Annotated in this window: 19 protein-coding genes and 2 pseudogenes; 12 read left to right on the top strand and 9 right to left on the bottom strand. The window is 68.7% G+C overall.

The genetic code is table 11. The features are described 5' to 3' along the window. The first annotated feature begins 1 nt into the window (after position 1). The 6 genes and pseudogenes from ALI144C_RS04075 (at position 2) to ALI144C_RS58885 (ending at position 2,385) form a co-directional block, all read left to right on the top strand. Positions 2–301: an iron-sulfur cluster biosynthesis family protein gene (locus ALI144C_RS04075; RefSeq protein ID WP_076985637.1), complete on the top strand. Its 300-nt coding sequence runs from the start codon at positions 2–4 to the stop codon at positions 299–301. A 319-nt stretch (positions 302–620) separates the two neighbouring features. Beyond that, positions 621–812, top strand: coding sequence for a hypothetical protein (locus tag ALI144C_RS04070; protein ID WP_076985636.1), 192 nt, complete (start codon positions 621–623; stop codon positions 810–812). A 49-nt stretch (positions 813–861) separates the two neighbouring features. Further along, the gene (locus ALI144C_RS04065; RefSeq protein WP_143230389.1) at positions 862–1,662 is read left to right on the top strand and encodes a helix-turn-helix domain-containing protein; all 801 of its coding nucleotides are present in this window, start codon (positions 862–864) and stop codon (positions 1,660–1,662) included. Between the two features lie 48 nt (positions 1,663–1,710). Then, positions 1,711–1,836 (top strand): annotated as a pseudogene (locus tag ALI144C_RS58630) (VOC family protein); the annotation flags it as partial. A gap of 40 nt (positions 1,837–1,876) precedes the next feature. Beyond that, a pseudogene (locus ALI144C_RS58890) lies at positions 1,877–2,056 on the top strand (hypothetical protein); the annotation flags it as partial. A gap of 149 nt (positions 2,057–2,205) precedes the next feature. Further along, the gene (locus ALI144C_RS58885) at positions 2,206–2,385 is read left to right on the top strand and encodes an MGMT family protein (protein WP_202818845.1); all 180 of its coding nucleotides are present in this window, start codon (positions 2,206–2,208) and stop codon (positions 2,383–2,385) included. On the opposite strand, the gene ALI144C_RS04055 is transcribed toward ALI144C_RS58885, so the two are convergent. Beyond that, positions 2,327–3,523 (bottom strand): GGDEF domain-containing protein, encoded by a 1,197-nt coding sequence (locus ALI144C_RS04055; RefSeq protein WP_076985634.1) that lies wholly within the window; start codon positions 3,521–3,523, stop codon positions 2,327–2,329. The genes ALI144C_RS58885 and ALI144C_RS04055 overlap by 59 nt on opposite strands. A 345-nt stretch (positions 3,524–3,868) precedes the next feature. Here ALI144C_RS04055 and ALI144C_RS04050 point away from each other — a divergent pair, with 345 nt between their 5' ends. Beyond that, entirely contained in the window at positions 3,869–6,733 is a 2,865-nt protein-coding gene (locus ALI144C_RS04050) for a PQQ-dependent sugar dehydrogenase (protein ID WP_076985633.1), read from the top strand. Continuing rightward, the gene (locus ALI144C_RS58625) at positions 6,726–7,898 is read left to right on the top strand and encodes a ThuA domain-containing protein (protein WP_143230388.1); all 1,173 of its coding nucleotides are present in this window, start codon (positions 6,726–6,728) and stop codon (positions 7,896–7,898) included. The genes ALI144C_RS04050 and ALI144C_RS58625 overlap by 8 nt, the downstream gene beginning before the upstream one ends. 138 nt (positions 7,899–8,036) lie before the next feature. On the opposite strand, the gene ALI144C_RS04040 is transcribed toward ALI144C_RS58625, so the two are convergent. Then, positions 8,037–8,975, bottom strand: coding sequence for a trypsin-like serine peptidase (locus ALI144C_RS04040; protein WP_076985631.1), 939 nt, complete (start codon positions 8,973–8,975; stop codon positions 8,037–8,039). A gap of 96 nt (positions 8,976–9,071) precedes the next feature. Continuing rightward, positions 9,072–9,746 carry a FadR/GntR family transcriptional regulator gene (locus ALI144C_RS04035; protein ID WP_076985683.1) on the bottom strand — a complete coding sequence of 225 codons (675 nt, stop codon included), beginning with the start codon at positions 9,744–9,746 and terminating at the stop codon, positions 9,072–9,074. 50 nt (positions 9,747–9,796) lie between these two features. Between ALI144C_RS04035 and ALI144C_RS04030 the strand changes: the two genes are divergently transcribed. Next, positions 9,797–10,765 (top strand): LLM class flavin-dependent oxidoreductase, encoded by a 969-nt coding sequence (locus ALI144C_RS04030; RefSeq protein ID WP_083752691.1) that lies wholly within the window; start codon positions 9,797–9,799, stop codon positions 10,763–10,765. On the opposite strand, the gene ALI144C_RS04025 is transcribed toward ALI144C_RS04030, so the two are convergent. Beyond that, complete coding sequence (locus ALI144C_RS04025) at positions 10,744–11,118, bottom strand: SgcJ/EcaC family oxidoreductase (RefSeq protein ID WP_076985629.1); 375 nt, start codon at positions 11,116–11,118, stop codon at positions 10,744–10,746. The genes ALI144C_RS04030 and ALI144C_RS04025 overlap by 22 nt on opposite strands. Before the next feature lie 84 nt (positions 11,119–11,202). On the opposite strand from ALI144C_RS04025, the gene ALI144C_RS04020 reads away from it, so the two are divergent. Then, the gene (locus ALI144C_RS04020; RefSeq protein ID WP_076985628.1) at positions 11,203–11,835 is read left to right on the top strand and encodes a TetR/AcrR family transcriptional regulator; all 633 of its coding nucleotides are present in this window, start codon (positions 11,203–11,205) and stop codon (positions 11,833–11,835) included. 136 nt (positions 11,836–11,971) lie between these two features. On the opposite strand, the gene ALI144C_RS04015 is transcribed toward ALI144C_RS04020, so the two are convergent. Both ALI144C_RS04015 and ALI144C_RS04010 read right to left on the bottom strand, forming a co-directional pair. Next, positions 11,972–12,409 carry a hypothetical protein gene (locus ALI144C_RS04015; RefSeq protein WP_076985627.1) on the bottom strand — a complete coding sequence of 146 codons (438 nt, stop codon included), beginning with the start codon at positions 12,407–12,409 and terminating at the stop codon, positions 11,972–11,974. Between the two features lie 229 nt (positions 12,410–12,638). Next, positions 12,639–14,576 (bottom strand): ABC1 kinase family protein, encoded by a 1,938-nt coding sequence (locus ALI144C_RS04010; RefSeq protein ID WP_076985626.1) that lies wholly within the window; start codon positions 14,574–14,576, stop codon positions 12,639–12,641. A gap of 86 nt (positions 14,577–14,662) precedes the next feature. Here ALI144C_RS04010 and ALI144C_RS04005 point away from each other — a divergent pair, with 86 nt between their 5' ends. Further along, positions 14,663–15,922, top strand: a complete 1,260-nt coding sequence (locus tag ALI144C_RS04005) for a sensor histidine kinase (protein WP_237773964.1) — start codon at positions 14,663–14,665, stop codon at positions 15,920–15,922. 36 nt (positions 15,923–15,958) lie between these two features. Next, positions 15,959–16,609, top strand: coding sequence for a response regulator transcription factor (locus tag ALI144C_RS04000; RefSeq protein ID WP_076985625.1), 651 nt, complete (start codon positions 15,959–15,961; stop codon positions 16,607–16,609). A 23-nt stretch (positions 16,610–16,632) separates the two neighbouring features. Here the strand turns inward: ALI144C_RS04000 and yczR are convergent, their stop codons facing one another. The 3 genes from yczR to ALI144C_RS03985 form a co-directional block, all read right to left on the bottom strand. Further along, the gene (gene yczR / locus ALI144C_RS03995; RefSeq protein ID WP_076985624.1) at positions 16,633–18,075 is read right to left on the bottom strand and encodes a MocR-like transcription factor YczR; all 1,443 of its coding nucleotides are present in this window, start codon (positions 18,073–18,075) and stop codon (positions 16,633–16,635) included. Positions 18,076–18,213: 138 nt separating this feature from the next. After that, a complete protein-coding gene (locus tag ALI144C_RS03990; protein WP_237773963.1) occupies positions 18,214–19,887 on the bottom strand; it encodes an EAL domain-containing protein in 1,674 nt (557 codons plus the stop codon). 42 nt (positions 19,888–19,929) lie between these two features. Then, positions 19,930–21,024: a lycopene cyclase family protein gene (locus ALI144C_RS03985; protein WP_076985622.1), complete on the bottom strand. Its 1,095-nt coding sequence runs from the start codon at positions 21,022–21,024 to the stop codon at positions 19,930–19,932. Between the last annotated feature and the right edge of the window lie 12 nt (positions 21,025–21,036).

Below are 21,036 nucleotides of genomic sequence, written 5' to 3'. Positions count from 1 at the left end.
AATGCTCGCTGTCACAGATGCCGCCGCGCAGGCGATCGGAGCGCTGACCAGCCAGAACGGCCAGCAGGAAGCCGAAGGCGGGCTCCGGTTCAGCCTGCGGTCCAGCGACGACGCCGGCGCGCAGCTGGCGCTCGCGGTGACCAAGCAGCCCGAACAGGGCGACAAGGTCGTCACCGCCGACAACGGCGCCAGCGTGTACCTGGAGCACGCGGCCGCCGAGTTCCTTGACGACAAGGTGCTCGACGTGCAGCAGAACAACGAGGGCGAGATCGCGTTCGCCCTGGCCCCGCAAGGGGTCTGACGGTGGGCCGGGATTCGGCTCGCCGACCGTAGGAGGTCGGGCTGAAGGCGGGCGTGGCGGTCGCCTTCAGCCCGGCCACTCGGGTCCCCCTCTTCGCACACGTTTGCATCGGCTGTGATCAAGGTATGTCCACGCCCGCATCGCGGCCATGACGAATAAGACCTAGGTATGGCGCGGAACACCTAGTGGTTCCGGGACGCGACAATCCTTCATCCACAAAGGACTGTGCGGTGCGGCCGCCCTGACGTGCCAAGCCACCCGCGCGCTGCCTGATCCGCGTCTGATCGGCCAACTGGTCAGCAGGCCGACCGGCAAGGGCGTGGCGGAGACCCCGACGACCGCGGCGATGGACGCCATCGCCGGGGTCGCGTTCATCCTCGGCATCCCCGGCGCGATCCTGCTGACGATCTTCCTCGGCATGTGGTGGGTGTTCCTCCCGGTCGGCGCGGTGGTCGTGGTCGCGGGCAGCGTCAGCGACGCCGCCAAGAAACGGGCCCAGTCCGGCAGTTGAGGTCCGGCAACCGGGGAAACTGTCAGACCCCCGGTCTAGCGTTGCCCGTGTGCGGACGACGACAGTGCTGGCGCGGCACGGTGGGTTCAGGATCCTCGCCGTGACCTGCCGGGATGACCACACCGGCTGGTCCGGGCCCGAGCCCAGGGACGGGTTCGGCTTCGTGCTGGCCCGGCGCGGCCGGTTCCGCTGGTCGGCGGACGGGCGTGTGGTCGACGTGGACGCGACGGTCGGGTATGTCAGCGCTCCCGGTGTGGAGGAACGGTTCTCCCACCCGGCGGGCGGCGACGTGTGCACGTCGGTCGAGGTCGCCCCGGAGTTGTGGCGCGGCGCGGCGGGCCCGGCGTTGTACGTCGACGCGCGAGTGGACCTGGCGCACAGTCGTTTGCTGGCAGCGGTCCGTGGCGGGGATGTCGGCTACGCGGTAGCGGACGAGTTGCTCGGGTTGCTCGTGGCGGCGAGTCGCGCGCCGGTACTGGCCGGGGCACGGGACGGGGCGATGCTCGCGGCCGCCCGCGCGGCGATCCTGGCCGAGGACCCCGGTGGGTTGCTGCCGTTGGCCGATCGGCTCGGCGTCTCGCCGTACCGGCTGAGCCGGGCGTTCCCGCGTGAGCTCGGCGTCACGGTGACGCAGTACCGCAACCGGGTCAGAGTCGGCAAGGCGATCGACAGGATCGCCGGTGGGGAAAGGGATCTCGCCGCTCTCGCGGTCGAACTGGGCTACGCCGACCAGGCGCACCTGTCCCGCGTGGTCAGAACGCAGGTCGGCCGGACACCGGGTGCGCTGCGGGCGTTGCTGCAAGGATCTTCAAGACCGGCGAAGGCCACTGCCCAAGACTGCACGGTATGAGCAGGACGTTGACAACGGTCGTGATCGACAGCGCGACACCGGCGGCACGGCGGTGCAGGAGCTCGTGGACGCGGGGTGACGAAGCCGGACTTCCAGCCGGGCGGCGCGGACTGGACCGTGCTGCGCGACCCGGAGGGCCACGTCTTCTGCCTGGTGCCACGCGATTCCGCGTGACACGGACGATCGAGGGGGACCGGACTTGACCGACGTCGCCGTGGGGTGGCTCGAAACACCTGTCGGCGCGCTGCACATCGCGGTGACCGACGTGGGGCTCGCCGATGTGAGCTGGGGGCGCACGAGAATCGCGTTGCCCGCCGTCGACGACCCCGGCCGGGTCGCACCGGTGCTCGCCCAGCTGGCCGAGTACTTCCGCGGCGCCCGCAGGAGTTTCGACGTGCCGATCGACTGGCGGCGGACGGGTCCGGCGCAGCGGGACGTGCTGGACACCCTCTACTCCACAGTGGACTACGGCGAGTCCGTCACCTACGGCGAACTCGCCTCCCGAAGCGGCGATCGGGTACCGGCACGGGGATCGGCTCGATCATGGGCTCGAATCCGGTCCCGATCGTCGTGCCGTGCCACCGGGTGGTGGCCTCCGGCGGTCTCGGCGGCTACAGCGGTGGCACGGGCGGGGACGGCCTCGCGGTCAAGCAATGGCTGCTGATCATGGAGGGGGCGCTGCCGCCCACCCTCGGCTGGGACCCTGATCGCCTGGCTCTCTGAGCGCGGTGCAGACCTGGTTGCGTCCCCGGTTCTTCGCGCGGTACATGGCCTTGTCCGCCACGGCGAGGACGTGTTCGAGGCTCGAGCCCGCGTGCGGGTGCACGGCGACGCCGATGGACACGGTGATGCCTTTCACGACCGTGCCGGAGTGCGCGACCTCCAGCTGTTCCACCGCGTGCCGGACGCGTTCGGCCACGTCGGTGGAGTGCCTCGGCGAGGCCAGGGGCATCAGCACCACGAACTCCTCGCCGCCGAACCGGCCGACAAGGTCGTAGCTGCGCACCTCTCTGGTGACGGTACCGGCGACGGCGGACAGCACGGCGTCCCCGGTGAGGTGGCCGTACGTGTCGTTGATCCGCTTGAAGTGGTCCACGTCGATCATCAGGACACCGCAGGGGTTCTCGGCCCGCGCGAGTTCGGTTTCCGCGCGCTTGTGCCATTCGCCGACAGTCAGCACACCGGTTTTGTGGTCGTGCTCGGAGACCAGTTGCAGTTCCCGCCCGAGTTCACCGCGTGGCAGCAGCACCACGGGCAGCAGCATCAGGGCGATCATGGCCGGGTGCTCGATGAGCAGCACGGCGGTGATCCCGCCGAGGCACAGCGTCGTGGCGTCGAGGACGTTCTCGGCCCACGCCCCGGTCAGCTGGACGACTGTTCTGGATGGGTGGTGCAGCCGGAAACCGATCGCGACCAACCCGGTGTTGACGACCATGAACGTCAAACCGCCGACGACGATCGACAGCAGCCCGAACGGCAGCGACAACGCGGCGTGGGCAGTGGCGATGACGGTCAGGACCACGGTGGCGGCCGAGCACACCACCCGGTAGAGGTGGACGCGCGGCACCGTTCGCCATACCCGGAACCACAGGTGCGCGTACAGCAGCACGGCCAACACGCAAGCCAGGTGCACCGGGAGCAACAACGCCGCGGCGAACAGCCAGACCGACGTCATGTTCACGTGCGGGTAGCTGGCGAAGAACCGCCGCATCCGTTCGACCTGGGCGGACAGCTCGGCCTGTGCCACGGCCGTGGCCAGCAGCACCGCGAACCATGTCCAGTCCTGTGCTGTCGAAGCACGTCCTGGCAGCAGCCAAGGCAGGACGACCGCGGCGAGTTCGAGCGTCAGGTAGTACGGCATGACACCGCGCGGTGCGGTGCGTAGCCGGGCACCCCTGCAATCTCGTGATGTATCCACTTGCCCTCCCCTGAGCGTGGATATCACCACAGCGTATCGAGCTAGCCACTCTCCGAACAACCCGGTACCGGGCCAACCGGATCTGACCCCCTTATTCGTTTAGTTCTTGAACTATTCAAAGTCCTGTGCTCGCAATGGAAACCGGTCGTTGACAGGGGAGAGTAACCGGCGTCACACTCAGGCCCGGGAGAGCGCTCCCGCATGGATACCGGACCACGCCCCGCCGCCAGCGATGGCCGGATCCGCCCGTGCACCCTGCTCGCACGGGCCGATCTCGGAAGGAGAACCGTGACTTCCGGTTACTCTGTCAGTTCCGCGCGCCCCCAACGCCTGCTGGCGGCCGGTTTGCTCATCGCGGCCGCTGTCACGGCCGGGCCCGCGGCCGCCGTCAGCCAGGCGGCACCGCCGGTCAACCCCGCCGACTTCCAGCAGATCACGCTGGCCAAGGGCGAGCCGGAGATGGGCGAGCCGATGTCGATGACGGTGCTGCCCGACCGAACCGTCCTGCACACCGCGCGCAACGGCACGGTTCGCGCCACCGACGCGGCGGGCAACACCAAGGTCATCGGCACGATTCCGGTGTACAGCCACGACGAGGAAGGCCTGCAGGGGATCGCCGCCGATCCCGGTTTCGCCACCAACCGGTTCGTCTACCTCTTCTACGCCCCGCCGCTGACCACGCCCGCCGGTGACGCGCCGCTGGGCGGGACAGCCGCGGACTTCGCCCGGTTCAACGGCGTCAACCGGCTCGCGCGCTACACCCTCAACGCGGACCTGACCCTCAACGCGGGCAGTGCGCGCACCGTCATCGAGGTCCCGACCAGTCGGGGTCTGTGCTGCCACGTCGGCGGGGACATCGACTTCGACGCGGCCGGGAACCTCTACCTGACCACGGGCGACGACTCGAACCCGTTCGTCGACGGTTACGCGCCGCTGGACGACCGGCCGACTCGCAACCCGGCGGTCGACGCGCAGCGCAGCGCCGCGAACTCCAACGACCTGCGGGGAAAGCTGTTGCGCATCAAGGTCAACGCCGACGGCAGCTACGGCATCCCCGCGGGCAACATGTTCGCGCCCGGCACGGCGAACACCCGCCCGGAGATCTACGCGATGGGGTTCCGCAACCCGTTCCGGATGAACGTGGACAAGGCCACCGGCGCGGTCTACCTCGGTGACTACGGCCCGGACGCCGGGACGACCACCAGCCGCGGCCCCAGCGGGCAGGTCGAGTTCAACCGGATCACCGGTCCCGGCTTCTTCGGCTGGCCGTACTGCACCGGCAGCAACACCGCCACCGAGTCGTACGCCCAGTACAACTACGACACGAGCGCGGTGGGTGCGAAGTACAACTGTGCTGGTGGCGCGGTGAACAACTCGCGCAACAACACCGGCATCAAGAACCTGCCGCCCGCGCAGCCCGCGTGGATCAAGTACGCCGGTGACAGCGGTTCACCGCCCGAGTTCGGCGGCGGCTCCGAGTCGCCGATGGGTGCGCCGGTCTACCGCTTCGACCCGAACCTGCAGTCGTCGGTGAAGTTCCCGCAAGCGCTCGACGGCCACGTGTTCGCCACCGAGTTCGGCCGCCGCTGGATCAAGGACGTCGAGGTCCTCTCCGGCGGCGCCCGCGGCACGATCCAGCCGTTCCCGTGGTCGGGCACGCAGATCATGGACGCCCAGTTCGGCCCGGACGGCGCACTGTACATTTTGGACTACGGGACCGGCTGGTTCGCCGGTGACGCGAACTCGGCGGTGTACCGCATCGAGTACCGCCCGTCGGGCAACCGGCCGCCAGTCGCGGCCGCCAGTGCCGACAGGACATCCGGTGCGGCGCCGCTCGCGGTGAACTTCTCCGCCGCGGGGTCGTCTGATCCTGACGGTGGCCCGTTGACCTACCGCTGGACGTTCGGTGACGGCGCCACCTCCACCGCGGCCAACCCGTCGCACACGTACACCGCCAACGGGACCTACACCGCACAAGTCACTGTCACGGACAACCAGAGCCTGACGGCCAACGCCAGCGTGATCATCAACGTCGGCAACACCGCGCCCACGGTCACGGTCGAGTTGCCCGCCAACGGCCAGGTGTTCAACTTCGGCGACACCGTTCCATACCGGGTGACCGTCACCGATCCCGAGGACGGCACGATCGACTGCGCCCGCGTGAAGATGACCTACGTCCTCGGCCACGACAGCCACGGGCACGCGATCACGTCGAAGAACGGCTGCACCGGCAGCATCGCGACACCGCTGGACGGCGAGCACGACACGTCCGCGAACCTCTTCGGTGTCTGGGACGCGGAGTACACCGACAACGGCGCGGGTGGCCAGCCGCCGATCACCACCCACGCGCAGTCGGTGACCCAGCCGGGCACCCGGCAGGCCGAGCACTTCAAGGCGATGCAGGGTGTCGGCCTGATCGACAAGCCTGCCGCGTACGGCGGCAAGACCATCGGCAACATCGAGAACGGTGACTGGGTGTCGTTCGACCCGTATGTGCTGCAAGGGATCCCGAACTTCACCGCCCGGGTTTCCTCCGGCGGAGGCGGTGGCCAGTTGCAGGTGCGGGCGGGAGCGCAGACCGGCCCGCTGCTCGGCACGGCGACCGTGGCGAACACCGGCGGCTGGGAGAACTTCGTCACCGTGACGGCGAACCTGACCGGCGCTCCGGCCGGGACGACCAAACTGTTCCTGGTGTTCACCGGCGGCACGGGCGCACTGTTCGATGTGGACCAGTTCACGCTCGGCGGACCCGGTCAGCCGCAGCCGGGTCTGCTCTCGGCGGGTAAACCCGCCACGGCGTCCTCGTCGGAGAACGCCACGTACGGGCCGGGCAACGTGACCGACGGCAGCGCGGCCACGCGGTGGTCTTCGCAGTTCGCCGATCCACAGTGGATCTCGGTCGACCTCGGCCAGTCCCGGTCGGTGTCCCGGGTCCGGTTGAACTGGGAGGCCGCGTACGGCCGGGCGTACCGGATCGAGACGTCGGCCGACGGCAACACGTGGAACAGCGTGTACTCCACGACAACCGGCGACGGCGGGGTCGACGACGTCAGCTTCACCGCCACGAACGCAAGACACGTCCGGGTCCACGGAACCACCCGCGCCACGGCATGGGGCTACTCGTTGTGGGAGATGGAGGTCTACGGTGCGTAGCACAGTGCGCAAGGTCAGTCTTGCCATAGTTCTGGCGCTGACACTGATGGTCTCACTCGTGACGGGTACCAGCCAGGCGGTCGACCCGCCGTACCGGATCATGGTCTTCTCCAAGACCGCGGGCTTCCGGCACGACGCCATCCCCGCCGGTATTCAGGCACTGCGCGATCTGGGCAGTGCCAACACCTTCACCGTCGACGCCACAGAGGACTCGACCCGGTTCAGCACAGCGAACCTGGCGCAGTACAAAGTGGTCGTCTTCCTGAACACGACCGGTGACGTGTTGAACGCGGCCCAGCAGACCGCCTTCGAGCAGTACATCGCCGGTGGTGGCGGGTACGTCGGCGTGCACGCCGCGGCGGACACGGAGTACGACTGGCCGTTCTACGGTGGACTCGTCGGTGCGTACTTCCACTCGCACCCGGCGATCCAGCAGGTGACTGTGCGCGTGGACGACCATGTGCACCCGTCGACCGCGCACCTGCCCGCGGCGTGGGTCCGTACGGACGAGCTGTACAACTACCGCACCAACCCGCGCGGTGCGGCGAAGGTCCTGGCTCGGCTCGACGAATCGACCTACAGCGGCGGCAACATGGGCGCGGATCACCCGATCGTGTGGTGTCAGAACTACCGCGGCGGCCGCTCGTGGTACTCGGGTCTTGGCCACACACAGGCTTCCTACGGCGAGGCGAACTTCCGGACCATGCTGCTCGGCGGGATCCGGTGGGTGGCGGGCATGGTCCCCGGCGACTGCGCACCGGACACGCAACCGGGGCCGACACTGGTGTCCCGTGGCCGTCCGGCAACCGCGTCCTCGGTCGAGAACGCGACCTACAGCGCGGTCAACGCGGTCGACGGCAACGCAGGCACCCGGTGGTCGTCGCAGTTCGCCGACCCGCAGTGGATCTCGGTCGACCTCGGCCAGACCCGCTCGGTGTCGCGGGTCCGGTTGCAGTGGGAGGCCGCGTACGGCCGGGCGTACCGGATCGAGACCTCGGCCGACAACGCCACCTGGTCCACCGTGAACACCCAGTCAGCGAGTGACGGCGGCACCGACGACATCGCCTTCACCGCGACGAACGCCAGGTACGTGCGTGTCCACGGCACCGCGAGAGCCACGGCATGGGGTTATTCGCTGTGGGAGTTCGAGGTGTACGGCACGTGAGTTATGGCGCCCGTCACTGTTGAGGTGGGCCCCATGCGGGCTGGCGGAGGCACGCGGTAGGTTGGTGGCCTCTGCCAGCCCTCGTGGCAGGGACGAGGGCTGGCAGGGCTCTCTTTCGCGACTGGCCCGGGCTGGGACTTAACCGGCCTGGGCCGTGTTGTACAGGTTCTGCGCGTCGGCGCCGAAGTACGGGCCGAACATCCAGTTCGGGAAGAAGTTGTACTTGAAGCTGTTCACCGAGTTCTGGATGCCGGTACCGGCGCCTTCGTCGAACGACAGGAACCAGGGGCCGCCGCTGGCGCCGCCGGTCTGGTCGCATGTCATGCCGATGCCCTGTGACAGCAGGAAGTCGTTGAACACCTTGCCGCTGCAGTAGATCAGCTTCGTCCCGTCGTACGGCGCCGCGGCCGGGTAGCCGAACGCGTACATGTTCTGCCCGCGGGCCTGGTTGAACGCGATGCCCTGGGCGCCGACGACGTCCGTCAGGTTCTGGCCGTTGAGCTGGTTCACCACGGCCGCGCCGATGTCGTAGTTGATGTCCTCACTGGCCACCCACTGTGGAGTGGCGTGTGTGCTCTTCGCGGTCCACGTGCCGTAGGGCGTGCTGCCGTTGTCGTAACCGGGGACGAACGCCCAGTTGGTGTGGAACGCGCCGCCGAGCTTCACGCAGTGGCCCGCGGTCATCACCGTGCTCTTGTTGGCGCTGGTGACGGCGTCGCCGCTACACGACGCGGTCCTGTTCTGGTAAGTGAAGAACACGCGGCCGGCTGTCTTGACGACCGCGCCGCCGCTGGTCCACGCGGCGCCGCCGTTCGGGAAGGACTGGATCGCCGCGCCGGGGACCACGGTCGGCAGTCCGCGGGCCACGTCCTTGATCGCGCCGGGCGCGACGTCGAGCAGGTCGAGCGGCTTGGCCGAACGCATCCGCTCGGGCGTCCAGAACGCCGTCACGGTCCTCGCTGCTTCGGTTGTCGTTGCCGCGAAATGCGTAGTGGCCACGCTCTTCGCCTGTGCGGCGGGGGTGCTGAGCGCGGCCACTGTGAATCCGGTGATGGCTAAGACGACTAATTTCCTCATCGCCAGCTCTTTCCGGTCGGGAGCAGGGTTACCCGAAAGTAACTCGCGATTCCCCGGGAAACCAGCCTGGAACGGTTCAGTCCACCGGACAGACCATTAACCCAAGTCGCGCAGCCACTGCTCGACCCCGGCGACGTGCACGGTGGCCCACGAGCGGGCAAGATCGGGCTGACGCGCCTCCAGCGCGGCGACGATCGCGCGGTGCTCGGCGACCGTGCGGTCGACCGCGCCGCCCTGTGAGATCCCGCGCCAGATCCGGACGCGGACCGTCGGCCCGGCGAGGGTGTCCATCAGTTGCGCGAGGTAGTTGTTGCCCGCGGCGGTCACGATCCGACGGTGGAACTGCAGGTCGTGCTCGACGAGTTCTTCGACCGACGCGGCCTGCTCGGTGGCGTCGCAGAGCTTGCGCAGTTCCTCGATGTCCTCCTGGCTCACCGACAGCGCGGCGCTCGCGGTGGCGGCCGGTTCGAGGATCCGGCGGACCTCCAGCATCTCCAGCACCGACTCCTCGCTGCGGTGCAGGTCCAGCACGAACGACAGCGCGCCGAGCAGTTCGCCCGCGCGCAGGCTGGAGACGTACGTGCCGTCGCCCTGGCGCACGTCGAGCACCCTGACCAGCGACAACGCCCGCACGGCCTCACGCAGCGAGTTCCTCGACAGGCCGAGGCGATCGGCGAGGTCGGCTTCCCGCGGCAGCCGGTCGCCCGGCTTCAGCTCGCCGGACATGATCATTTCCCGGACCCGCAGGATCGCGTCGTCGGTTACCGCCACCATTACCCCTCATGAGACATCGGATGTCTTGGGGGACAGTATGCCTCATCATGAGACTGGGCGTGTTCCTCCTCGCTGGCCGGTTCCCTGGACAAGACGACCGCGACGCGCTCGGCCGGGCGAGCGACGCGGTCGTGTGGGCCGAGCGGGCCGGGTTCGACGACGTGTGGATCGCCGAGCACCACTTCATGTCGTACGGCGTGTGCCCGTCCGCGATCACCTTCACGGCGCACGCGTTGGGGCGTACGGAAAGGATCACGGTCGGTACGGCCGTCAGCGTGTTGTCCACGACGCACCCGGTCATGCTGGCCGAGCAGGTGACGATGCTGGACCAGATGTCCGGTGGCAGGCTGCATCTCGGGGTCGGCCGCGGCGGGCCGTGGCGTGACCTCGAAGTGTTCGGCACCGGCGTGGACCGCTGGGAGAACGGCTTCGCCGAAAGCCTCGACCTGTTGCTCGAATGCTTGTCCGAACCGACCGTGGCGGGTACTGGCCGGTTCGACTTCCGCGCGGTCCCGATGGTGCCGAGGCCTGAGCGGCGGCCACGGGTGACGGTCGCTTGCACCTCACCGGGCACGATCGGGATCGCCGCCGACCGCGACCTGCCGATGCTGCTGGGCATGGATCTCGACGAAGCCGGTAAGGCCGCGATGATCGAGGCCTACGAGCGGGCGGGCGGCCGCGCGGACAACCACATCGGCGCCGTGCTCGCGCACGTCGCAGACAGTCGTGAGCAGGCGGAGGCGGAACTACGGGCCGCCATGCCGACCTGGCTGGAGCCGGGACTGAAAGGTTATGTGGCGGTGGATGATCGGCCGCGCAAGCCGCACGACCCGGTCGAGTACACCGAGCACCTGATCCGGATCAGCCCGATCGGCACGGCCGAGCAGTGCCTTGACCGCCTGCGTGAAGGAGCGTCCGGCATCGGTCACTACATCCTGATGGTGGACGGGTGCGGCGACCCTCAGGTCACGCGCCGCACCATCGAACGGATCGGCTACTTGATGGGCGTCGTCTGAATCGAGGCGATCAGCCACGTGCCGTTCTGCTTGGTCAGCACGAACGTGACGGCACCCTGCTCGGGGAGCGGGACGTTCGTGCCGTCGCGCTCGTCCGAGACGTGTTTGGTCGCCACGACGACAGCGGTGTCGGGGAGCACCAGCCACGCGTCATGGATCTCGATTCTGGTCCGGACCTGGCCGAGCGGCGTGGCCATCGCCTTGCGGTAGGTGGCGCGGATGACTTCCCGGCCGCGCAGCCTGCGTCCGGCGATGTTGACCAGGTTCGCGTCATCGGCGAGGAGGTCGGCGAAGCCGTCCGGGTTGTCCTGGTGCCTGTCGCTGTCCCGCACGACCTGCTTCACGTCTTCCATGATCGTTCCCTTTCAAACGGAGTGTTTCGCTCCGTTAGGTTACGACCGGAGCGTATCGCTCCGCAAGCGACTACGATCACACCCATGGCCAGACGCGCAGAAGCCGAACGCAACGACCGCGCCCTGCTCGAAGCGGCGCGGGAAGTCATCGCCGTCGACGGCGCGCACACGTCCGTCGCGTCGATCGCGGCCAGGGCAGGCGTCGGCATCGGCAGCCTGTACCGGCGCTACAGCTCGAAAACCGCGCTGTTCCAGCACCTGGTCGAACTCGCGCTGGACGAGTGGACCGAGATCGCCGAACAGGGCCTCGCCGACGAGGATCCGTGGAACGGGCTCGTGCACTACATCAGCACCTCGGTCCGGACCGGGTCACTGGCGCCGCTGGCCGGGATGGTGACGTTCACCGATGAGATGACCGAGAAGAACACCCGATCCGACAAGGCGTTCGAGGCACTGATCGACCGCGCGCACCGAGCCGGTGTGCTGCGCCGGGACGTCACCGCGGTCGACGTGCTGCTGCTGGTCGAACAGCTCAGCAAGTCCCCGCTGATCGAACACCTGCAGCAACAGGGCCGTGCGGACATGTTGGACGCGGCCCGCAACGCACAGAGGCGAGTGGTCGCCATCGCGGTCGCGGGCCTGCGCCCCGGCGACCAGCCCCTACCCGGTGAAGAGCCCACAATGGACCTGTTCACCCAGCGCTGGTCAACCTCGTGAGTGCCGGACCGTTCATGATCAAATGCGGTGCTTGAAACCCCTGCTGGGCCTTGAAGGACAAGCTCAGGTCCGCCACGTAACCTTCGTGATCTTCATCTGACCCTGCGTCATGCCCGGCATCCTTCTTGGGTTTCGGTCAGCGCGGGTACAAGCCCCACAAGTGCCACCGGTGCGTGCCGTGCTCGCGCGTGCACTTGAACTCCATGGCACCGGTGTTCACGAGAACGAATCCCTCGCGCAGGCAGCGTGTGTATGTGTGGTACGCGGCGAGGAACCTCCACCCGCCGTCGGTGACCCCGCTGGAGTTGTAGACCCACAACTCCCATTCGCCGTTCCGGTAGCGGCAGTCGTAGTTCTCCCACGACTGCGGGACGCCCCGCTTGCCATGCGCCGCGCATTCCGCTTCCGTGTCGAAGAAGATCGGTGCCTGGATCCAGCCCTGAACCTGCCCATCGTCGCGGACATGACCGCCGTGCGACGGCGAGACAGCGGGCGGTGGGCTGGCCGCCGCGAAACCGGGTGCGCTGACCGCCACGCCCAGCACGAGCATGACCGTCAGGATGAATCGACGCATGAGGACAACTCCCTGTTCGGATGTGGGCCAACAACATCCATCGTCGGGCACTGGCCGACGGACGCGACACCCACCGCGAGCATGGCGTGGACGCACGGCCGGATGAAACGTTCCGCACGGTCGGTAACGGGGGGAACGTCCGAAAGGGATGGTCCAGCACACGTCGCCGTTCTTATCCGACTTATGTAGATCATCGACAAGCTAACACGGCCAACCACTCACGACCCTTTCAGCGCTGGTTGCGGAAGACGGTGAAGAGGAGGCGGAGTCCGATGAGGATGCTGATCACCAGGAGGTTGTAGCCGAACACCTGGTACAACGTGATGTCGTTGGCCAGCCGTGGCCCGCCGGTCGTGCCCAGCAGCAGGACTGCCATGATTCCCGTTGTCGCGCCGATGAAAGCCAGCAGCACCTGGTGCACGATGCTGGTGATCATCTTGCGGTCCCGTTCGTCGGCGAACAGCCGCACGTTGACCGACAGCCTGCCTTCCTCCAGCGCGCCACCGATCCGGTCGATCCTGCGCGGCAACCGCCGCAGCACCGGCAGCAGCGTCAGCAGTTCCTCGGTCGCGGTCTTGCGCAGCGACGCCGGGTCCATCTGCTCGGTCAGCCGGATCGAGGCGTACGAGCGGGACTCGACGACGATGTTGAACCCCGGCGCGAGCCCGGCGAGCGTTCCCTCCATTGTGGCCAGTGCGCGGAACACCGCGGCGATCTCCGGCGGCACGCTCAGGCCGTACGCCGTCACCAGGCGGAACAGGTCGGTGAACATCTCCACGTCCGGGGCGGCGCCGCCGGTGAAGTGCCGGGCGATGAACTGGCCCAGTGCCCGTTCCAGCTTCAGCTCGTCGATGTCGTCCGGCCGGGACACCACTTCGAGCAGCCCGTCGCGCAGCGCGGCCGGGTCGCCGCGGTCGATGGCGACCAGCAGGTTCTGCAGGCCGGTGCGCAGCGAACCGTCCAGCCTGCCGACCGAGCCGAAGTCCAGCAGGCCGAGTTGCCCGTTGTCCAGCAGCATCACGTTGCCGGGGTGCGGGTCCGCGTGGAACACGCCGTTGCGCATCACCTGGCGCAGCAAGCAGTGCAGCAGCGACCGGGCCAGTTCGTCGCGGTCGAGCCCGCGCGCGTCGATCTGCGCGCCCGCCGAACCCAACGGCGTGCCCGCCAGCCTGTCCATGATCAGCACGCGGGTCGTCGCGCGGTGCACGACGGGCACGCGGACTGTGGTGTCGGCCGCGACGGCCTGGATGTTCTTGGCCTCGCCCCGGAAGTCGAGTTCCTCCAGCAGCGCCTTGGCGAACCCGTCGGCGAGGGCGAGCACGCCGAGCCTGCGCGCCCACTGCGTGCGCTCCTCCAGCGTGTTCGCCAGGCGGTACATGATGTCGAGGTCGCGTTCCACGATCGAGCGGATGCCCGGCCGCTGCACCTTCACCACCGCGTCCGTGCCGTCAGCCAGCGTCGCCTTGTAGACCTGCGCCACCGACGCGCTGGCCAGGGGAGCGGTGCCGATCTCGCGGAACACCTGATCCGGGTCGCCGAGTTCCTCGCGCAGCACGGCGTCGATCTGCTCGCGCGGGGCGGGGGAGACCTGGTCCTGCAGCCTGCTCAGCTCCTCGACGAACTCGGCGGGCAGCAGGTCGGCCCTGGTGGACAGGACCTGGCCGAGCTTGACGAACGTGACGCCCGCTTCCTCGAGCGCCTTGCGCAACGACCGGGCGACCTGGGCGCGTTTCACCGGGTCGTTGGTGCGCAGCCTGCCGCGCAGCGCCGGGCCGAGGCCGTGCTTGATCGCGACGCGGGTGATCCTGGAGTACCGCCTGGCCCGGCTGATCCGGCCGGGGATGGCGCGCAGCCCGCCGACGAACCACATCCCGGTACCACTCGGCTTCATCACCTCGAGCACGAACAGGATCGCGACCGCGATGAGGAGCGTGCCGCCGAACAGCGGGATGATGAACAGCAGGAAGGCTTCCTCGTTGCCTTCCGAGTAGTACTTCGGTACCCGCGCGGCGACGAACCCGGCGACGCTCCACGCCGCGAAGGCCGCGATCACCGCCCGGATCGTGCCGACGCGGACACCGAGGACCTTGCGGGCCCCGGCGACCAGGATCCACGCGGACAGCACCAGTGTCGTGGCGCCCGCGATCAAGTAGAACACGACCTGCATGCCGCAGACCCAATCACATCCCGGGGTGGACCCGGTTCACGCCTGGGAGTGAGTCGCCTCGTCCGCGGGCATGTGAGGATCTGGTCGTGGCGGGAGTGATCAGGGCGGTCTTCGGGCCGGTCGGCAGGCGGCTGACGTATCGGCGCTGGACCTATTTCGTGCTGGGCGCGACCCTCATCGTCCCGTTCGCGCTCGCGGGCTTCGCGATCGTGCCGCCGGTGCTCGGCATGCTGCTGCCCACCGACACCGCGGAGCAACCACTGGTCGTCGCCGTGACCATGGCGCTCGCCATCGTCGTGTGGGCGGCCGGTACGTCGTTCATCCCCGCCGTGCGGGTCGTCGAGGGAACCGCCGCGCGTGAACTGCTCGGCCCGGGGGTTCCGGCGCAGGCGTCCCTGCGTGCCACCAACCTGGAGGCCCGGTGGAAGACGTGCCAGTGGTTCCTGGTGCACATCGTCGTCGGCGCGGTCGTCGGCGGCTGCACGCTGTTCGTCCCGATCGGCATGCTGCAGTCGTTCCTCGCGCCGTTCACCGGGGAATGGCTGATCGTGCAGAACACGCCGGTCCGGGTGCCGGTCGGGTGGCAGTCGGCGTGGATCCCGGCCGTCTCCGTGGTCGTGACGGTCCTGCTGGTGCACCTGGTGAACCTGGCCGGAGTGGGGATGACCAAGCTCTCGCAGGTGCTGCTCGGCCCGACGCCCGCCGACCACCTCGCCGAGCTGACCCGGCGCGCCGAACAACTCGCCGAACGCAACCGCCTGGCCAGGGAACTGCACGACTCGGTCGGGCACGCGCTGAGCGTGGTCACCATCCAGGCCAGCGCCGCGGGCCGGGTGCTGGACGCCGATCCGCGGTTCGCCAAGCGCGCGCTGTCGGCGATCGAGGAGTCCGCCCGCGGCGCGCTCGCCGATCTCGACCACGTGCTCGGCCTGCTCAGGGAGGACCAGCCGGGCACGCAGCCGCAGCACACGCTGGCGGATCTGGAGCAGCTGCTTGAGACAATGCGGTTGTCCGGGGTGGCGGTCGAGACGAGGATCACCGGTGACCTGGCCGGGGTGCCCTTCGCGGTGTCGACCGAGGCGTACCGGATCGTGCAGGAGTGCCTGACGAACGCGTTGAAGCACGCGGGAAGGGTCGAGGGTGCCGTCACCGTGACGCTGAGCCTGGCAGCGAGTCCGGAAGCGTTGCGGGTGGAGGCGGCCAACCCGCTGACCGGACGGCCGCCCACGGGCCGGGGCGGGCGGGGCATCCCGGGCATGCGCGAGCGCGTTGCCGTCCTACGTGGACAGATCGAGGCCGGTCCCGACGACGGGACGTGGCGGGTGAGAGCGAGGATTCCCCTGTGATCGTTGCTGTGAGGACGGGGCTGTGAGGAAGGTACTGTGAGCGTCAAGGTGCTGCTCGTCGACGACGAGGAGCTGATCAGGGCGGGCCTGCGGGCGATCATCGACGCCGAGCCGGACCTCGAGGTCGTCGGTGAGGCCGACGACGGTGCCGACGTGCTGCCGCTGGTCACCAGGCTCGCGCCGGACGTGGTGCTGATGGACGTGCGGATGCCCGCGGTGGACGGGATCCAGGCGACCCGGCACCTCATCGACCGGGTGGCCGAGCCGCCGAAGATCATCGTCGTGACGACGTTCGAGAACGACGACTACGTCTACGACGCCCTTCGCGCCGGAGCCAACGGTTTCCTGCTCAAACGGGCCCGTCCGGCGGAGATCGTGCGGGCGGTCAGGGTGGTCGTGGCCGGTGATTCGCTGCTGTTCCCCGACAAGATCCGGCTGCTGGCCGGGCAGCGCGGACTGGAACCCGGTCGGTCAGGCCTGCGGGAGGCAGGTCTGACCGACCGGGAGGCCGAGGTGCTCAGGCTGATGGCCACCGGGTTGTCCAATGTGGAGATATCGGACCGGTTGTTCGTCAGTGTGCAGACGGTGAAAACGCATGTGGGCAACGTGCTGTCGAAGCTGCACGCCCGCGACCGGACCCAGGCCGTGATCACCGCCTACGAATCGGGGTTCGTGACTCCCAGCTAGAACTCGGGTAGCTGGGACACGACCTAGCCGCGTCTGCCCTCCGCCCACGCCTTGCTGAGGCGGTTGACCAGTTCGGTGAGCACGTCGTCGGGGAACGCGAACGGGAAACGGATGAAGTTGTCGTGCGCGCCGGACGGGTCCGTGGCCGCGCCGGGCACCACTTCGACCCCGTGCCGCAGCGCGGTCTGCGCGAAGATCCGGGCGTCGGTGCCGGGCAGTTCGATCCACAGCGCGGATCCGCCGTCCGGTGTGCGCCACCGCCATTCGGGCAGGTTGTGGGTCAACAGCTCACGCACCCGGCCGAGCCGTTCGCGCAGCTGGCTGATCCTGGCGCTGGCCAGGTCGGGCAGTTGCGGCAACAGCCGCGCCGCCAGTGCCTGGTCGAGCACCGGGCTGCCGAGGTCGGCCAGCGCCTTGTGCCGGGCCAGTCGCTCAGCGGTCTCGATGGACGACCGCACCCAGCCGACCCGCAGACCCGCCCACACCGACTTGGCCAGCGACCCGATCGTGAGCACTTCCGCGTTGGTTCCCGCGAAAGCGGCGATCGGCGGTGGAGCGCCCTCGGCGGCGCCGATGGTGTACGCGTGGTCCTCCACGACCGGTACGGCGTACCGCGCGGCCAGTTCCACGATCCGCCTGCGCCTGCTCGTGGACATCAGCACACCGGTCGGGTTGTGGTACGTCGGCATGACGTACAACAGGTCCGGCTGGTGCTCGGCCATCACACGGCTCAGCACGTCCGCGCGGATGCCCTCGCTGTCCAGGTCCACGCCGACCAGGCGGACACCGGTCGCCCTGAGCACGTCCAGACAGCCGGGCCAGCTCGGTGTCTCCACCACAGCCGTCCAGCCGCGCCGCAGGTACATCTGGGTGATCAGGCCGATCGCCTGCTGGGCGCCGGTGGTGACGACCACCTGTTTGGGTTCGGTGGCCAGCCCGGTGCTGGTCAGGTGGGCCGCGACGGCCGAACGCAGCTCCGGCAGCCCGGCGGGGTGGTAGCCCGACCCGTTGAGCAGCGCGGGCAGATCCGCGTGCACCAGGTCGAGCAGCGCTCCGCGCAGGTGCGGCGCGCCGGGGTCGTAGGCTCTGGCCAGCGAGATGATCTCGCCTGGCCCTTCGGTGGCGCGGTTGATGATCGGTGTCGCCCGGCCGAGGACCCGCCCCTCCACACTCGGCCGGAACCCGGGCGGTCTGACCACCCGCGTCCCACTGCCACGTCTGCTGTCGACCAGGCCGATGGAGCGCAGCTCGTCGTACGCAGACACCACGGTCGCGCGGCTCACCGCAAGAGCTCGCGCCAGATCACGCTCGGACGGCAACCGTTCACCGGCATGCAGATCACCTGCGTGGATGGCCCGGCGCACAGCCTCGGCCAACCTCCGGTACAGCGGCGCCCGCCCGGCAGACGTGCTCGTCCAGTCGCCGAGAACCTCGACGAGATCGGAGCCGTCGGTCAAACGGTCCATTGCTCCCCCTGAATGGCCCGCGATCCAGGGCCACAACTCCCTCTGCTCGTGCCAACCTTTTCCACACTGATCGGTTTTCTGGTGGGTTCGTTAGCACCTGACGGGAAGTTTCGAAAGTTGTGGTCGCGCCGAAGATCGCTACGCCACGGGCTGCGCCACCTGCCCCCGTGCGGCACGGCCGCGCAGCACGTCCACCCGGTCGGATCCCGGCCGTCCCAGCACCCAGCTCGCCCCGGGGACGGACTTCGCCTGCTTCTTCAGCGGCGCGAGCAGTGCCGACGCCTCACGGTAGGAGGTAACGCTGTTCACGGCGCACAACAGGGACGCGATCGACACCGTGACCGGCATGCCCTCGGCTGACCACTCGTTGTCCAGCAGCACCCCGGCGAGCGTGGAGATCTCGTCGAGGTCGGTGACCAGCAGGAAGTCGTCACCGCCGACGTGGCCGACGAGCACGTTGGGCATGGTCGACGACGCGTCGGTGACTGTGCGGCCGAACATCCTGATCAGGTCGTCACCGGCGGCGAAGCCGAGCGAGTCGTTGACGGTCTTGAACGCGTCCACGTCCAGCCACGCGATGACGAACATCTCGCCGTCGGAGATCCGCCGGTCGACCTCGCGCGCGATCGCGTCCGTGCCCGGCAGCCTGGTCAGCGGGTTGAGCGAGACGGCCTGCTCCACCTTCATGTCCGCGACACCGCGGATGACGTCGCTCGCCCGGACGATGCCGACGCACCGGCCGCCCTCGTCGGTGACCACGACGTCGTCGCCGGTGCGTTCCCAGTCGGTGTCGCCGACCAGTTCGAGCAACTCCATGCCGGTCGCCTCGCGGTCGATCAGCAGCGGCCGGTCCGCGTGCCTGGCCGCGGCGCGCTTGGCGTGCAGCGCGTGTCCGTACGGTCCGGCGACGATCAGCAGGAACCGGCTGCGGTCGATGGACCACTGCGGCCGCCACGCCTCGTCGACCAGGACGATGCCGTTGACGTCCGGGCGCTCGGCGAGCGTGGCGCGGACCTCCTCGGCGGTCGCGGTCACCGGCAACATCAGCGCGGGGTGCAGGAAGTCGGTGACCTTCGGCGGCTGCACGGCGGTGACCCGCCGCTCCGCGGCCTCGGCGAGCGCCTGGGTGCGTTTCGGGTCGTCGATCGAGTCGGCGAGGTACTCGCCTTGCGCCACCCGCACGCCGAGCCTGCTCAACGTGGCCAGCTGGCTGTCGTTGGTCACGTTGACCGCGGCGAGGCGTGATTCGGTGCGCGCCGCGAGGCGCACGAGCGCGTCGAGCATCGCCATGGTGGCCGCGTCGTCGGGGTTGGCCAGCAGCTTCGACTGGATCTTGACCATGTCCGGCGCGGCCTCGGCGAGCAGCGCCAGCGGTACGTCACCGTCGCCGATGCCGTCCAGCGCGATCCGGAAGCCCTCGGCTCGCAGCTTCACGATGCCCGCGAGCAGGTCGGCCCGGCGCGCCTGGCAGAACGGTGTGCCGATCTCGAAGACGACGTCCCTGCTGTGCCGCTTGGTGTGCCGCAGCACCGGCAGCAGCTGGTGCAGCAGCTCGTCGGTGCGGGCCGCCGTCGACGCCAGGATGTTGACGTGCAGCGGAATCGCCGGGTCCTGGCCATCGGCGGCGAGCAGCGCGTGCCCGGCGAGGGCGATGTCGGTTTTTGTCAGCTGTCCCGCCCGGCCCGCGGCCTTGAGCAGGCCGTGGATGTTGCCGGACGACGGCACGGGGAGCGCCTCGATGGCGATGACGCGGCCAGTACGTGTGCTGAGCAACGGCTGGAACGCGAAGTTCACTTCTTGCGTCGCGGACACGGAACACATACTGCCGAACGAGTGCCCGTTTCGACGAATTCGTCACCGAGTGTTCACGTGCCTGACTCGGACAATCACCGATTTGGCGCACACCATGCGTGTCCGACCGGATGCTTTCCGGAAGATGCGCAGCATTGCGGCGATCGTCGCGCCCGGGTCGTCCCGGCCGGAAAGATAGCCACGCTGAGCATCGGGTGGTAGGTCAAAAAATAACTCGAAGAAACGTAGCGTCTCGGCTGCGGAGAGTGACAACAGTGTTTCGAGGCCGCAGTGCCTGAGGAAATGCACCAGTCGCGCGCGGGGCGACCACAGTGATGGCCAGGGGTCTTCGCCTGCCGCGATCGCCGCGGCGATCATCGGCGCCAGCCGGAATGCCTCGCCCACGCTGTATCCGGCGGCGGGGTGGACGAATCCGGCGGCCGCGCCGAATGGGAGCACTCGCTCGCGTTTCGGCTTCGGCACATCGAGTGGGAAACGCACGCGTTCGACATCGGCCATGTCGATCTTTATCCCGTACGACGCGAGGCGTTCGGCCAGTGCGAGTCGCAGCGTTCGGAAATCCATTGCCGGGCGACGGGCCAATGCCGTCTCCTCGAGCAGCACTTTGCCGCCGCCGAGTGGCATCGCGTAGAGGAACGTGTTGTGTTCCGACCGCCAGTCCATGAAGATCGCCTCGCCCGGCGCGACGACGGGCGCGGCGACCTCCTCGGGGACGGTGATCCCGTACGCGGTCTGCTCGGCCGTGCCGCCGCGTGAACCCATCGCGTTCACGACGGTTCTCGCGGTGAGGACCCTGCCGTCCGCGAGTTGGAGCGTTCCGTCTGCCGCGTCGACGACGCGGCCGCTGACCACCGAGACGTTCTTGCTCAGCGCGGCCATCAGCCGCTCGTTGTCCAGGATGGCGTAGCGCCGGGGAATCACGTGCTCCCTGCTGGTGTACGCCTTGACGACCTTCGGCTCGGCCGCGGTGACGTCCGGCGGCAGCAACGCCAGCTCATCACCCCACAGGCCGTAGGTCGCGGGCCACCTGCGCAGCGGCTGCGGCGCCACGATCGTGGTCTCCAGCCCGAGCCGGGCACAGTGCGCGGCGAGCGCCCACCCCGACGGCCCGGCGCCCGCGATCAAGACGTCGGGCATATCCCGATTGGA

It is taken from the genome of Actinosynnema sp. ALI-1.44 (genome assembly GCF_001984155.1).
In the GTDB taxonomy this organism is placed as follows: domain Bacteria; phylum Actinomycetota; class Actinomycetes; order Mycobacteriales; family Pseudonocardiaceae; genus Kibdelosporangium.
The sequence above is the reverse complement of the archived record's forward strand: the minus strand, read 5'-3'. Positions and strand labels throughout refer to the sequence as shown.

What these genes read in the sequence shown, in the direction of transcription:
- ALI144C_RS04040 (WP_076985631.1), bottom strand. Translation starts at nt 8,975, where the DNA reads ATGAGGAAATTAGTCGTCTTAGCCATCACCGGATTCACAGTGGCCGCG.
- ALI144C_RS04030 (WP_083752691.1), top strand. Translation starts at nt 9,797, where the DNA reads ATGAGACTGGGCGTGTTCCTCCTCGCTGGCCGGTTCCCTGGACAAGAC.
- ALI144C_RS04075 (WP_076985637.1), top strand. Translation starts at nt 2, where the DNA reads ATGCTCGCTGTCACAGATGCCGCCGCGCAGGCGATCGGAGCGCTGACC.
- ALI144C_RS04015 (WP_076985627.1), bottom strand. Translation starts at nt 12,409, where the DNA reads ATGCGTCGATTCATCCTGACGGTCATGCTCGTGCTGGGCGTGGCGGTC.
- ALI144C_RS04025 (WP_076985629.1), bottom strand. Translation starts at nt 11,118, where the DNA reads ATGGAAGACGTGAAGCAGGTCGTGCGGGACAGCGACAGGCACCAGGAC.
- ALI144C_RS03985 (WP_076985622.1), bottom strand. Translation starts at nt 21,024, where the DNA reads ATGCCCGACGTCTTGATCGCGGGCGCCGGGCCGTCGGGGTGGGCGCTC.
- yczR (WP_076985624.1), bottom strand. Translation starts at nt 18,075, where the DNA reads ATGGACCGTTTGACCGACGGCTCCGATCTCGTCGAGGTTCTCGGCGAC.
- ALI144C_RS04010 (WP_076985626.1), bottom strand. Translation starts at nt 14,576, where the DNA reads ATGCAGGTCGTGTTCTACTTGATCGCGGGCGCCACGACACTGGTGCTG.
- ALI144C_RS58885 (WP_202818845.1), top strand. Translation starts at nt 2,206, where the DNA reads ATGGGCTCGAATCCGGTCCCGATCGTCGTGCCGTGCCACCGGGTGGTG.
- ALI144C_RS04055 (WP_076985634.1), bottom strand. Translation starts at nt 3,523, where the DNA reads ATGCCGTACTACCTGACGCTCGAACTCGCCGCGGTCGTCCTGCCTTGG.
- ALI144C_RS04020 (WP_076985628.1), top strand. Translation starts at nt 11,203, where the DNA reads ATGGCCAGACGCGCAGAAGCCGAACGCAACGACCGCGCCCTGCTCGAA.